This is a genomic window from Leminorella grimontii ATCC 33999 = DSM 5078, from assembly GCF_000439085.1.
GTDB lineage: Bacteria > Pseudomonadota > Gammaproteobacteria > Enterobacterales > Enterobacteriaceae > Leminorella > Leminorella grimontii.
In genome coordinates, this window is record NZ_AUUA01000002.1 from 132,495 (window position 1) to 145,099 (window position 12,605).

The window sequence follows — 12,605 nt, forward strand, 5'->3', positions numbered from 1 at the left end:
CAGAGGCTATTTTGCTGCTTACGCCGCAACCGCGTCGCTTTGCCGCTCGGGCGCTGCGCTCGCGAACGCGGGCAGCGACGTACAGTGCTCATAAACGCGTCGGCAGCGCGGATAGGCCGACAAATCGCAGCCCATCCGCAGGGCGTTGGCCCACTGGGGGATCAGGCAGCAGTCTGCCAACGTCGGGCTGTCGCCAATGCAAAAGTTGCCTGAGCCGGCCTTTTGCAGCAGCGATTCGACCGCCGTTAGCCCAACCGCTATCCAGTGGGCGTACCATGCCTTTTTCTGCGCCTCGCTTATCCCCAGTTCGTCCGTCAAATAGCGCAGCACGCGCATGTTATTGACCGGATGAATATCGCAGGCAATGACAAACGCAATTTCCAACGCCTTCGTACGCGCTTCGCCGGAGGCAGGCAGCAGCAGCACGTCGGGGTAGAGTCGGTCCAGATAGTCGATAATGGCCAGCGACTGTCCTATCGCCTCGCCGTTATCGCCTACCAGCGTCGGCACCAGGCCAATGGGGTTACGGCGAAGATAGTCGGCCCCGTTTTGCTCTCCGGCACGAATGTTGACGCCTTCCATCTGATAATCGATGCCCTTTAGCGCCAGTGCGATGCGCACGCGATAAGAGGCTGAGCTGTTAAAAAAGCTGAACAATTTCATGATGACCTTCTTATGCCAGGCTAAAACAGGAACTTAAACTATGGAAACGGTGAGCCCCGTCAGGCCGTCCACGCCGCAGGTAATGGTGTCGCCCTTGACGACCGGCCCGACGCCTTCCGGCGTTCCGGTATAGATCAGGTCGCCCGGCTGCAGTTCGAAGAAGTCCGACAGATAGCTGATGGTCTCCGCAACGGACCAGATAAGGAAATTCACGCCGCTGCGCTGGCGGTCCTCTCCGTTGACCTGCAGCCAGATAGCCGCCGTCTCGACGCCTTTGCACTCGGCGGCGCGATGCAGCGGCGCGATGGGCGCCGACAGGTCAAACGACTTGCCGATTTCCCACGGACGCCCCATCTTGCGCATCTCCATTTGGCAATCGCGACGGGTCATATCCAGACCGGTAGCATAGCCGTATACGTGCTCCAGAGCTTTATCGACCGGAATGTTGCTGCCGCCCTTACCTATCGCCGCCACCAGCTCGATTTCATAGTGGAAGTTTTCGGTCTTTGCGGGATAGGGCAGCGCCAGCGTTTCTCCGGCCTTTACCGGCACGACCGCGTCGTCGGGCTTACAGAAAAAGAACGGCGGTTCTCTGTCCGGATCGAAGCCCATTTCTCTGGCGTGCGCCGCATAGTTGCGGCCGACGCAGTAAACGCGATGCACCGGAAAGTACTCGTCGCTGCCGACAATCGGCACGGCGACCCGAGGAGCGGGAGAAAAAGCATATTGAGTCATCACGAAATTCCTTCTTTGTTAGGGTGGAAATAAAAAAGGTCGGCCAACCTATTCTCTGAATTCGCGGAACAGCCCCAGCGCCTGCTGAACCGGCCTGTCAGAGAAGCTAAACAGCACGACGTCCTCAGATACGTCAAAGCTCACCGGCTGCCACGACGGCGCGACGAACACGTCCTTCGGTTCAAAGGTGAAGGTCTTGTCGCCGATGGTGACTTTGCCCTGGCCTTCAACCACGTGATAGATGGTGCTGTCGGTCGAACGCTGCTTCTTGCTCTTCATGCCTGCGGGCAAAAGCTGCATAAAGGTTGCCATGGTCGGCATCGGCGAACCGCCGTTGGCCGGGTTGACGTAGCGCAGCTTGAAGCCTTCGTACTCGTCCGGCTCGCCGTTGCGGCGCAGCTGCTCCAGCGCATCGCGACTGCGCTCATAGCGATAGTTGAAGATCGGCGAAGAGTTGCCGGACTGGTAGCGGACCGGCAGCATGTTGGCCGCATAGCGAGGCTGATAGTCGTCCATCGGCCGCGTGACGGGCTGTTGCTCCTGCGGATAGTCTTCCGCAAAGGCGCAGCCCAGATAGTTGACGATCGGCAAGTCCAGGCCGTCTAGCCACACGACCGGCTCCGAGCCGGGATTACCGTGGTCGTGCCAGCGCCACTGCGGCGTGAGGATAAAGTCGCCGGGATGCATCATGGTGCGCTCGCCGTCGACGGCGGTAAACGCCCCCTGCCCTTCGACGATAAAGCGCAGCGCCGATTGGGTATGACGATGGCTGGGAGCGACTTCCCCCGGCATAATCAGTTGAAGGCCCGCATAAAGCGCGTTGCTGATAGACGCCCGACCTTTCAGCGCCGGGTTTTCCAGCACCAGCACGCGTCGAATCGCTTCGCGCGCGCCGATAAGCTCTCCGCTACGCATCAGGAACGGTCGCAGGTCGCGGTAGCGCCACAGTGCGGGCACGGCGGCAATCTGCGGCCCGGTGGTCACCAACTGGTGCAGGGATTCCCACAGCGGCGACAGGTTCAGGCCCGAAATTTCTTGGTAAAAGCGCGCTCGCTCGGGCGCAACGGCGGTAAGGTTCTCTGATTGGGACATACTCATCTCCTTTATTATCATTTATTTAACGAGCTATTGTTTAACGAGCTATGGACAACGATGTTTATTCAAGAACGGTTACGGTTGAAGGTTCCGCTTCCATCGGTCGGCGCAGGAAGCGAAGGATAATCAGCATTGCCGCGGCGACCAGTGCCGGCAGCGCAATCACCATAAACATGACGCTGAACGATACGTTCCACGACAGCATGGCGCCGCCGCTGAGCGAGCCGAATATTGCGCCGCAGCGGCCCGCCGCGTTTGACCAGCTCACGCCCGTCGCGCGGCACTGCGTTGGATATAGCGCGGCGGTTAACGCGTTAATTCCCACCTGTGCGCCGCTGGTGCCGACACCCGCGCCGAGCACCGTCAGCGCCAGCGCCAGTAAAGAGCCCTCCGACTGGCTGATAAGCACGATGAACACCGCGCCTAAGCCATAACAGCCCGCCAGCGTCCAGTAGGGGTTCCAGCGGTCCATCATCATGCCGATAAGGATTGCCCCCGCGGTGCCGCCGACCTGAAACGCCGTGGTTATCCAAGCCGCCCGGCGCAGATCGATGCCGCTGTTGTTTAAAAGCGTCGGCAGCCAACTCGACAGCGAATAGATAATCAGCATGCTCATAAAGAACGCGCACCACAGCAGCAGCGTGACCGACAGCAGCTCTTTGGAGAACAGCGCCGCCACGGAGCCCCTCTTGGCAGGCTCTTCGTTGAGATGAAAATGTGCGCCGTCGTAGTTTTTACCGGTAATGCGCGAAAGCGTCGGCGCTATCTTTTCCGGATGCTGCTGTTTGAGCACCCGATAGCGGGGCGACTCCGGCAGGGCGAACCACAGTACGAACATAAAGGCCAGAGGCAGTATGCCACCGAGGATCAAAATGCCTTCCCAGCCGATGCTTGCCACCCACTGAGCGCTGACCACGCCGCCCAGCGCCGACCCAAGCGTAAAGCCGCAAAACATCAACGTGACCAGCGCCGACCTGTGTCGGGTAGGGACAAATTCCGACGTCAGGGTAATAGCGTTTGGCATCGCGCCGCCGAGGCCCAGTCCGGTTAAAAAGCGTAAAGTAATGAGCATCTGCATATCGGTTGAAAAAGCCGAAATCAGGCTCATCAGGCCGAAAAACGCCACGCTGAACAGCATGATGCTTTTACGGCCAAACCTGTCGGAAAGCGGTCCAAAGACCAGCGCGCCCAGCGTCAGGCCCAACAGGCCGGAACCGAACAGCGGCGCCAGGTGCGCGGCGTCCAGCGCCCAGTGTTGGCGAATGGCGGGAGCGATAAAGCCGATGGCCGCCGTGTCGAAGCCGTCCAGCGTGACAATCACAAAACAGCAAACGATCACCCGCCACTGAAACGCGGAGACGCGCGCTGCGTCGATCTCTTCCTGTACGGTTATGCTACGTGTAGATGTCATGGTAATGCCTCACAGTGGCTAGGGTTTTTCTCGGTTTTGTGACCAATGTTGTTTATTTGTAAATATTATGTTTCCCGATAATGTGAAAAGATAATGGTATTTCGGGCCGAGCCATAACCTGGAGTTATACCTGTGAGCGACTGGACGCAGAGACTGAGAGTGCAGCACCTGCGGGTGCTGGTGTGCATTGGGGAGCAGGGCAACCTGACCAAGGCGGCGGAGCTTATGAATATCACCCAGCCGGCCCTGTCGAAATGGCTGACCGCGCTGGAAGAAGAAATGGGGCTGACGCTGTTTGAACGCCACAGCAAAGGCATGCGCCCTTCCCCCGGCGGCAGGCTGCTTCTGGAACACGCAAGCAGGCTGCTCAACGATCTGGAACGTTCCCGAGAAGACATCGAACTGTTTAAACAGGGCGCTCAGGGCAGCCTGCTTATCGGCTGCTCTCCGGTAGCGACCGACTGCGTGTCGGCCGGCGTTTTATCGCTGGTTAAGGAGCACCCTGGCGTTCATATTCAAATCGTGGAAAACGTTATGACGCCGCTGCTGGAAAGCCTCATCGCGGGTAAGGTCGACGTGGTGGTGGGTCGCGTCGGCAGCAAGGCGCTGCAGCTTCCGCTTCATTACCGCGTGCTGTACACCGAGCCGGTGTGCTTTGTCGGGGCGTGTAACCACCCCTTGGCGCAAAAGGCGCGGATAAACTGGCAGGATCTGCTGGAATACCGCTGGATAGTCTGGCCCACCGGCACGCCAATCCGCGTCAGCATCGACAACGCATTGGTCGATCAGGGCATCACTCTGCCGGCAAGCTATCTGGAGTCGTCCTCTATGAGCGTCACGCTCAATCTGGTACAGAGCAGCGATATGGTTTCTATCCTGTCGCTGCGGCTCGCCGAGCGTTACGCCAGTCAGGAACAGCTGGCTATCCTGCCGCTGCCGCGCATTGAGCAGAAGGGAAGCGTCGGCGTATTCTGGCGGCAAAACGACCTGCCGTCGGACGCGCTGCGACACTTTTTGGCGCACTTGTTGAAGGTGAAGGATGAGGGGTAATTATCGGGGCCGCCAGATATCCAACGCTTCCGCTATCTTGTCGCTTAACTCCGCCCTATCCCACCCGGCGCTGACTCTGAGCAGCGGCGAATCCCAGTCGCGGTTTTTTATCACCATGACGACAAATTCGCCCGCTTCGTCAAATGAGGGATACCAGCCGACGTCAACCGTAGTTTCCTCCGCATCGGAAAATAGGACCTGCAGTAAATCTTCGTCCAGGCCCCACACATCGTCACCTGGCTCTTTATCGAAGTCTAATAGCGAGAGGCTATCGTAAAAATAGGCGACGTTGGGTAATTCATAATTCAGGCCTAAGATACTATAGGTCTTCGTCATTTTAAGCTTCCCGTCGTTTTCGATTCGCTGAGCCAGTTTACTCGGCAACGGCGGCGCTCCCAGTAAAAAATGTCGGCGTTGCCAAATTAAGTAGGTTAATGACATGTTGACGGCTACAATAGGCGCAAAGACCGTATGCCGTATTAGGCTGGTTTAAATAATAATTTAATAACAGGAAAGCCCAAAACGCCATGCTCAGCTATCGCCACAGTTTTCACGCCGGCAACCACGCCGACGTCGTGAAGCACACCGTCCAGAGCCTTATCATTGAGTCGCTGAAAGAGAAAGAGAAACCCTTTCTTTATCTCGACACCCACTCGGGCGCAGGGCGCTACTATCTGGGCAGCGAGCATGCGGAAAAAACCGGTGAGTATCTGGCCGGTATCGCCCGCGTCTGGCAGCGCGACGACGTGCCGAGCGAGCTTGAGCCTTACCTGTCTGCGATCGGGGCCTACAACAAAAGCGGAAATCTGAAGTATTACCCAGGCTCGCCGCTGATTGCGCGCCACCTGCTGCGCGAACAGGACAAACTGCATCTGACGGAGCTGCACCCCACCGATTTCCCGCTGCTGCGCCAGGAGTTCGCCAAAGACTCTCGCGCGACGACGGTGCGCGGCAACGGCTACCAACAGCTGAAAGCGCAGCTTCCGCCCTCCTCCCGGCGCGGGTTTGTTCTTATCGATCCGCCCTATGAGATGAAAACGGACTACCAGGCGGTGGTCGACGGCATTCAGGAAGGCTATAAGCGCTTCGCTACCGGCGTTTACGCCCTATGGTATCCGGTGGTGCTGCGCCAGCAGGTCAAAAGGATGATACAGGCGCTGAAAGACACCGGTATTCGCAACATATTGCAAATCGAGCTGGCGGTCCAACCGGACAGCGACCGCCGGGGCATGACGGCCTCCGGCATGATCGTCATTAATCCGCCGTGGAAGCTTGAAAAACAGATGTCCGTCGCCCTGCCCTGGCTGCACCGGGTGCTGGTGCCGGAAGGCATTGGCCACACGAGCCTGAACTGGATAACGCCGGAATAAGCGCGCCATAGCCTGGAGGATGCGATGAAAAAATTCACGCTGCTCAACGTTGCTTACCTCCTTCTGGCCATCGTCGTCGCCTGGTGGCTGATTTGGCGCTTTTATCCCCCCGCGCCGATCGCGGCGTGGACGTTTTACGGCAAGGACGGACGGGAAGTGCGCGGATATACCTATCCGCCGGCCCTCGATAGCGTGACCGGCATGTTGGAAGATCGCCCCGAGATCCCGGGTGGCAACGGCGTTTTGCTGTCCCTGTGGCCCGACGTTAAGCAGTGCATTCTTACCGTTAAGGCAAAAAGCGGAGAAATACGCATCGCCCGCTTTAGCGAAAGCCGTCCGTTTAACGTACAGATAGAGTATATCGACAGCAGCGGCGCACAGACCTATCTACGCGCCATGCCCGGCAGCGGCGTTTATTTTTGGCACTACCCGGACCCGGCGCGCCCTGGCGACACCATCGGCTGGCGGGCGGATAACATCATGGGCAGAGCGATACCGATACGCTATCGCAACGACGCACTGATTGACGGCACTCGCTATACCTTACAAAACGGCGGGCGCTGGCTCTATCAGAAATACCGCGACGGCAAAGTCGTCAATTCGCAAGAGCTTGAGGAGCTGCCGAGCATTCCGGCTGCAGGCGAAAACGATCCGCTGATGCCCCAGGCCGAGCGCTGGCTTGACGCAACGCTGGAAAAATTCTCGCACGAGCTGGCTATTCCCATCGTCAACGGCTGGCTGGAGACCGACAGCAACCCCTGCCAGCAGATTGATGACGAAACGTGATGGAGTACCCCCCGCTGGCACCCTTTTAATCTCCGGCGGGTTATGAGAACCTTTGACTATTCTTTAAGCGTAGAGAAGCAGACAACACTATGACTAAACACTATGACTATCTCGCCATCGGCGGCGGAAGCGGCGGCATCGCCTCGATTAACCGCGCGGCCTCTTACGGTAAAAAGTGCGCGCTGATTGAAGCCAAATACCTCGGCGGCACCTGTGTTAACGTAGGCTGCGTACCGAAAAAGGTCATGTGGCACGCGGCGCAGATCGCCGAAGCCATTCACCTCTATGGCCCGGACTACGGATTTGACACCACCGTAAACCGCTTTGACTGGCAGACGCTCATCAAGAGCCGCAGCGCCTACATCGACCGCATTCATCAGTCCTACGATCGCGTGCTTGGCAACAACCGCGTTGACGTCATTCAGGGCTTTGCGCGCTTTGTCGACGCCCACACCGTTGAGGTGAACGGCGAGAAAATCACCGCCGACCACATTCTTATCGCCACCGGCGGGCGTCCGTCCATTCCGTCCGTACCGGGTGCGGAATACGGCATTACTTCCGACGGCTTCTTCGCGCTGGACGCCATGCCCAAGCGCGTCGCCGTAGTAGGCGCAGGCTATATCGCCGTGGAGATCGCCGGCGTGCTTAACGGGCTGGGCGCAGACGCCCACCTGTTCGTGCGTAAACACGCGCCGCTGAGAACCTTCGACCCGATGATCGTCGATACGCTGCTGGAAGTGATGGCGGCGGAAGGTCCGCAGCTGCACACCAACTCAGTCCCGAAAGAGGTGGTTAAAAACGCCGACGGCAGTCTGACGCTTAAGCTGGAAAACGGCGTTGAGCACCAGACCGACTGCCTGATTTGGGCCATCGGGCGCGTTCCGGCAACGGACAACGTCAACCTGGCCGCGGCCGGCGTTGAGGTCAACGAGCGCGGCTATATTACGGTCGACAAGTACCAGAACACCAACGTCCCCGGCATTTACGCCGTAGGCGACAACACCGGCGCCGTTGAGCTGACGCCGGTCGCGGTGGCTGCGGGCCGTCGCCTGTCCGAACGCCTGTTTAACAATAAGCCGGACGAGCATCTGGACTACAGCAACATCCCGACCGTAGTCTTCAGCCACCCGCCTATCGGCACCGTCGGGCTGACGGAAGAAGAGGCGCGCAAGCAGTACGGCGACGACCAGGTGAAGGTGTATAAATCCTCCTTCACCGCCATGTACACCGCCGTCACCTCTCACCGCCAGCCGTGCCGTATGAAGCTGGTTTGTGCGGGTGCGGAAGAGAAGATCGTCGGCATCCACGGCATTGGCTTCGGCATGGACGAAATCCTGCAGGGCTTTGCGGTAGCTGTCAAAATGGGCGCGACCAAGAAAGACTTCGACAACACGGTCGCCATCCACCCGACGGCGGCGGAAGAGTTTGTGACGATGCGTTAATCGCTTAGCGTGCTTGAAAAACGGCGGATCGATCTCCGCCGTTTCGGGTTACTGGCAAACCGTCCTAATAAACTTCAGAGGATATTCCGGCCTAAAATACGACCTACTTATATCACCATCGTGCTCGGCCGGAAGGGCGCTTGTATTAGCTTTGTAAGTGCGGCGGGCCTAGCCCTCCTACGGGCACTTCGTTGGCTTACGCCAAGTCGACCCCAACGGAGGCCTCTCCCGCCGTTTAACTCCGTAAGTTTTATTTAAGACCTTTATCAACAATCTCTAACAGCGAATCGATCTCCGCCGTTTTTTTATGCCCCCAGAGCTTACTCCCGCACGATATGCAGCACAAATCCGGTAAACCGATAGCGTTCGTCAAACTGCGCCTTGCTCAGGCGGTGAACGCCGTTTAAGGAGTCGCCGATGGTAAAAACCTCACCCTCTTTTTCCAGCAGCGTAATGAAATGCCCCGCCTGCCCCAGCTTTACGCCGATAATCGACGGGACGGGCGCCAGGTCAAGCTTCGGCTGATTTAAAAAGCGATAGCTAAAACCGCGGCTTTGCGCGTAGCGCGCCAGATACCAGTTCTCCGTGCCCGACCCTGAGTTATAGCTTCCCCGTGCGACTTCACGCTGTGAGACCGTCGCCCCCAATCGGCTTAACAGCGTGGTCAGCGACGCCGGGCCGCAGGTGGCCGAGGTGCTTTGCAGCGCGATGCCGTCGCGCCACTTTTCCGCTATCTCTCCCGCCGGGCGAACGATAGGCTTGATAAACGGCAGGCTGACGTAGCCCACCGAGACAATTAGGCACAGGGGCAACGACAGGCGGCGCAACGGCAGCTGAAAGGACAGCCAGCCGGCAAAAAGCGCGGCCAGGCAAACGGTCAGCTCCGCAAAAGGCAGAGCGCGAAAGTTGGCGTACGTCGGATCTTCACCCACGCGCTCGCTTAGATAAGGCAGAGGGATAAGCAGGCTGACGAGGGCAAGCAGGAAAAGCGCGATCCCTGCCGGTCGGCGTAAACCGAAGGCTCGACCGACAAAAAACAGCGCCGCTGAAATAGGCAGCGCAAGATAAAAATTGGGGTTGATAAACATTCGGATATCCGTCCATGAACCTTAACGTCCACCGCCATCATAGCGCACCCTGCCCGTTACGTTTGAAAAATCCGCCCCGTGCGCCGACACGCTTTTTGTCGTTATGGCCAAACTTTGCTAATATCGTCAATAGCCTGTCTATTATCACCTAAGCTCAAAAAGCGTTTAAGCAAAATGAATAAAACGGTTAAAACGGCAACAAGCCTGGTGGAAAGAATCAAATCTGTCCCCACCGTCGCTCACTTTCTGCGGGCCATTGACCGCTTTAACGACCGCCTGGGCAGCCAGTTCGGCGCGGCGATTACCTATTTTTCTTTTCTGTCGCTGATCCCTATTTTGATGGTGTCCTTCGCCGCTGCGGGCTTTGTCCTCGCGTCGAACCCGGAGCTTTTGTCTAATCTTATCAATAAAATCGTCACCAGCGTGTCCGACCCTAACCTGGCGGCCACGCTGGAGAACACCGTCAATACGGCAATCCGCCAGCGCACAACCGTAGGGCTGACGGGCCTGCTGATAGCCCTCTACTCCGGCGTGAGCTGGATGGGAAACCTGCGTGAGGCCATTCGCGCGCAGACTCGCGACGTCTGGGAACGCAATCCGGAAGAAAAAGAGCAAATCCACTTTCGCTACCTGAAAGACTTTGCCTGTCTGACGGGGCTTTTGGTGGCGCTTATCGTCACTATCGCGCTCACCTCTATCGCCGGCTCAGCCCAGCAGACCATCGTCAGCGCCCTAGGGCTGGACGCCATCACCTGGCTGCGCCCCACCCTGACGTCAATCGCCCTGATCATTTCCATCATGGCTAACTACTTCATGTTCCTGTGGATTTTCTGGATCCTGCCCAAGCCGAGGCCCAACACAAAGGCGGTGTTAAAAGGCACGCTGCTCGCCGCCATCGGCTTTGAGGTCATCAAATTCATCATGACTATCACGCTGCCCCAGCTGGCCAAGTCTCCGTCCGGCGCGGCGTTCGGCTCGATCATCGGCCTGATGGCCTTCTTCTATTTCTTCGCCCGTCTGACGCTGTTTTGCGCAGCGTGGATAGCGACGGCGCAAGAGAACCAGCGCAAGGCGCCATAGGTCGCCGTTCATTTTTTGAAACGCCGTTTTATTTTTCTTGACTAAGCCACCGTTAGTCATAAAACTACTCCCAGACTAAACCGTTAAACTGGGAAGCCTCACCATGACGACCAAACGAATCGCCGTTATCGGCGAATGCATGATTGAACTCTCTGAAAAAGGGCAGGACGTGAGCCGCGGGTTTGGCGGAGATACGCTCAACACGTCGGTCTACGTTGCTCGCCAAGTCCCTGCGGACGCGCTGTCCGTGCACTACGTGACCGCGCTAGGCACAGACGCCTTCAGCAATCAAATGATCGCGACCTGGCAGAAAGAGGGCGTGCATACCAGTCTGGTACAGCGCATGGCCGACAGGCTGCCGGGGCTTTATTACATCGAAACGGACGACGCCGGCGAGAGAACGTTCTACTACTGGCGCAACGAAGCCGCCGCGCGCTATTGGCTGGCCTCTTTAGAGTCTGACGAAATCTGCCGTCGACTCGCCCGCTTCGACTATCTCTACCTGAGCGGCATCAGCATCGCTATTCTTGACGCCCAAAGCCGCCAAAAGCTGGTTGCGCTGTTGGCCGAATGCCGCAAAAACGGCGGCAAGGTTATTTTCGATAACAACTATCGCCCTCGCCTGTGGAAGAACAAAGAAGAGGCTCAGAGCGCCTATCGCGACGTGCTGGCCTGCACCGATATCGCCTTCCTGACGCTGGACGACGAAGACCTGCTGTGGGGAGCCGCTCCCTATCAGAACGTCATTGAGCGCACTCGCGCGCTGGGCGTAGGCGAGATCGTTATCAAGCGAGGCTCCGACGCCTGCATTATCGCGCTTGGCGACGGTAGCGTTGAGGAAGTCCCGGCCGTGAAGCTGCCGAAGGAAAAGGTAGTAGACACCACCGCCGCCGGCGACTCCTTCAGCGCGGGCTACCTGTCCGTCCGCCTGCTGGGCGGCAGCGCGGTGGATGCGGCCAAGCGTGGCCACCTGACGGCCAGCACGGTGATTCAGTACCGCGGAGCCATTATCCCGCAGGAAGCGATGCCAAAGATCTAACGCTTCCCCTAACGAGTAAAAGCGGCTTTCAAATTTGAAGCCGCTTTTTCTTTATTCGGCCTCCCTCCGGGCTGCGCTTTTCAGTATGATTTCAACCAGACTGTGTCCAACCGGAGGCCTTTATGGAAAAGAAGCGGCTTGAGGAAATCAACGCGCTCAGAGCGCGCGTCCCCGTCGGCATTCGCTATGCACAGGCGCTGATTGAAAAGTGCGACGGCCGCATAGAAGAAGCCGTTGCTCTTTTTCAGCAAGAACTGGCTCAGCAGCTGGCTGAAAAATCAGCGCTGTCTTTAGAGGAAGCCCGCGGCTATTTACGCGCATCCGGCTACGATATGGCCCGCGCGCTACAGGCCATTGACCACGCCCGGTTCACGCTGACGGAACGCATTCTGCGAAAAAATGCAAAAGATAAGGGCAACGCGGTCGATCTCATCGCGAACGCCATCGAACAGGAAAAGAAGCTGACGCGCAACTACTGGCTATCGCTGGAAAACCTGGACGACCTCGCGCCGGAGCTGCGCTGCTTTATGACGATCCACGAATGGCAGAACTATGCGGGTTGGGAGGGGCTGGACTCCGCGCTTTACTTCCATCTGGAGCGCGTCGCCGAGCAGCTTCGGTTTATCGGGCTTGGCGAGCTGGCGCAGGCGCTAGAACAAGCCCATCACCGCCAGCTTTTGCTGCAAGAACAACATGCGGGTAAAGATTACATCGAGACAAACGGGATTATCCAACGGGACGTCGAATTCGCCGCTGGCTGCGCACGTTATGACGAGCAAGAACCGCTCATTGACGAGCGGCTATATCAGCTGGCGGCTAACCATATCGACCTGTTCCCCGCTTAGC

At 57.9% G+C, this 12,605-nt stretch carries 13 protein-coding genes; 7 read left to right on the forward strand and 6 right to left on the reverse strand.

Features of this window, described 5'->3' with window-relative positions; all coding sequences use genetic code 11:
• Positions 1-18 precede the first annotated feature (18 nt).
• From maiA to G544_RS0105050, 4 genes are all read right to left on the reverse strand, one after another.
• On the reverse strand, positions 19-663 hold the full coding sequence (gene maiA / locus G544_RS0105035) for a maleylacetoacetate isomerase (protein ID WP_027273583.1): 645 nt from the start codon (positions 661-663) through the stop codon (positions 19-21).
• A 33-nt stretch (positions 664-696) separates the two neighbouring features.
• Positions 697-1,398 carry a fumarylacetoacetate hydrolase family protein gene (locus G544_RS0105040; protein ID WP_027273584.1) on the reverse strand — a complete coding sequence of 234 codons (702 nt, stop codon included), beginning with the start codon at positions 1,396-1,398 and terminating at the stop codon, positions 697-699.
• 48 nt (positions 1,399-1,446) lie between these two features.
• On the reverse strand, positions 1,447-2,490 hold the full coding sequence (gene gtdA, locus G544_RS0105045) for a gentisate 1,2-dioxygenase (protein WP_027273585.1): 1,044 nt from the start codon (positions 2,488-2,490) through the stop codon (positions 1,447-1,449).
• 64 nt (positions 2,491-2,554) lie between these two features.
• Complete coding sequence (locus tag G544_RS0105050) at positions 2,555-3,904, reverse strand: MFS transporter (RefSeq protein WP_027273586.1); 1,350 nt, start codon at positions 3,902-3,904, stop codon at positions 2,555-2,557.
• Positions 3,905-4,036: 132 nt separating this feature from the next.
• Here G544_RS0105050 and G544_RS0105055 point away from each other — a divergent pair, with 132 nt between their 5' ends.
• Entirely contained in the window at positions 4,037-4,954 is a 918-nt protein-coding gene (locus G544_RS0105055; protein ID WP_027273587.1) for a LysR family transcriptional regulator, read from the forward strand.
• On the opposite strand, the gene G544_RS21255 is transcribed toward G544_RS0105055, so the two are convergent.
• Positions 4,955-5,290: a hypothetical protein gene (locus G544_RS21255; protein ID WP_071783301.1), complete on the reverse strand. Its 336-nt coding sequence runs from the start codon at positions 5,288-5,290 to the stop codon at positions 4,955-4,957. It lies immediately after the preceding gene.
• A gap of 191 nt (positions 5,291-5,481) precedes the next feature.
• Here G544_RS21255 and G544_RS0105065 point away from each other — a divergent pair, with 191 nt between their 5' ends.
• The 3 genes from G544_RS0105065 to gorA all read left to right on the forward strand — a co-directional run bounded on the left by G544_RS0105065 (position 5,482) and on the right by gorA (position 8,552).
• Complete coding sequence (locus G544_RS0105065) at positions 5,482-6,324, forward strand: 23S rRNA (adenine(2030)-N(6))-methyltransferase RlmJ (protein ID WP_027273588.1); 843 nt, start codon at positions 5,482-5,484, stop codon at positions 6,322-6,324.
• 24 nt (positions 6,325-6,348) lie between these two features.
• Entirely contained in the window at positions 6,349-7,110 is a 762-nt protein-coding gene (locus G544_RS0105070; protein WP_027273589.1) for a hypothetical protein, read from the forward strand.
• An 89-nt stretch (positions 7,111-7,199) separates the two neighbouring features.
• Positions 7,200-8,552 carry a glutathione-disulfide reductase gene (gene gorA / locus G544_RS0105075; RefSeq protein WP_027273590.1) on the forward strand — a complete coding sequence of 451 codons (1,353 nt, stop codon included), beginning with the start codon at positions 7,200-7,202 and terminating at the stop codon, positions 8,550-8,552.
• Between the two features lie 320 nt (positions 8,553-8,872).
• Here gorA and G544_RS19965 read toward each other — a convergent pair whose 3' ends face one another.
• On the reverse strand, positions 8,873-9,640 hold the full coding sequence (locus G544_RS19965; RefSeq protein ID WP_051155578.1) for a cysteine peptidase family C39 domain-containing protein: 768 nt from the start codon (positions 9,638-9,640) through the stop codon (positions 8,873-8,875).
• 174 nt (positions 9,641-9,814) lie between these two features.
• Here G544_RS19965 and yhjD point away from each other — a divergent pair, with 174 nt between their 5' ends.
• From yhjD to G544_RS0105095, 3 genes are all read left to right on the forward strand, one after another.
• Positions 9,815-10,720 carry an inner membrane protein YhjD gene (gene yhjD, locus G544_RS0105085; RefSeq protein WP_051155579.1) on the forward strand — a complete coding sequence of 302 codons (906 nt, stop codon included), beginning with the start codon at positions 9,815-9,817 and terminating at the stop codon, positions 10,718-10,720.
• Positions 10,721-10,823: 103 nt separating this feature from the next.
• Positions 10,824-11,759, forward strand: a complete 936-nt coding sequence (gene kdgK / locus G544_RS0105090) for a 2-dehydro-3-deoxygluconokinase (protein ID WP_027273592.1) — start codon at positions 10,824-10,826, stop codon at positions 11,757-11,759.
• A gap of 122 nt (positions 11,760-11,881) precedes the next feature.
• Complete coding sequence (locus G544_RS0105095; RefSeq protein ID WP_027273593.1) at positions 11,882-12,604, forward strand: hypothetical protein; 723 nt, start codon at positions 11,882-11,884, stop codon at positions 12,602-12,604.
• Position 12,605: the final 1 nt, after the last annotated feature.

Bases quoted from the DNA above. Each gene is read 5' to 3' on its own strand.
- maiA (WP_027273583.1), bottom strand. From the start codon at position 663: ATGAAATTGTTCAGCTTTTTTAACAGCTCAGCCTCTTATCGCGTGCGC.
- G544_RS0105040 (WP_027273584.1), bottom strand. From the start codon at position 1,398: ATGACTCAATATGCTTTTTCTCCCGCTCCTCGGGTCGCCGTGCCGATT.
- gtdA (WP_027273585.1), bottom strand. From the start codon at position 2,490: ATGTCCCAATCAGAGAACCTTACCGCCGTTGCGCCCGAGCGAGCGCGC.
- G544_RS0105050 (WP_027273586.1), bottom strand. From the start codon at position 3,904: ATGACATCTACACGTAGCATAACCGTACAGGAAGAGATCGACGCAGCG.
- G544_RS21255 (WP_071783301.1), bottom strand. From the start codon at position 5,290: ATGACGAAGACCTATAGTATCTTAGGCCTGAATTATGAATTACCCAAC.
- G544_RS0105065 (WP_027273588.1), top strand. From the start codon at position 5,482: ATGCTCAGCTATCGCCACAGTTTTCACGCCGGCAACCACGCCGACGTC.
- G544_RS0105070 (WP_027273589.1), top strand. From the start codon at position 6,349: ATGAAAAAATTCACGCTGCTCAACGTTGCTTACCTCCTTCTGGCCATC.
- gorA (WP_027273590.1), top strand. From the start codon at position 7,200: ATGACTAAACACTATGACTATCTCGCCATCGGCGGCGGAAGCGGCGGC.
- G544_RS19965 (WP_051155578.1), bottom strand. From the start codon at position 9,640: ATGTTTATCAACCCCAATTTTTATCTTGCGCTGCCTATTTCAGCGGCG.
- yhjD (WP_051155579.1), top strand. From the start codon at position 9,815: ATGAATAAAACGGTTAAAACGGCAACAAGCCTGGTGGAAAGAATCAAA.
- kdgK (WP_027273592.1), top strand. From the start codon at position 10,824: ATGACGACCAAACGAATCGCCGTTATCGGCGAATGCATGATTGAACTC.
- G544_RS0105095 (WP_027273593.1), top strand. From the start codon at position 11,882: ATGGAAAAGAAGCGGCTTGAGGAAATCAACGCGCTCAGAGCGCGCGTC.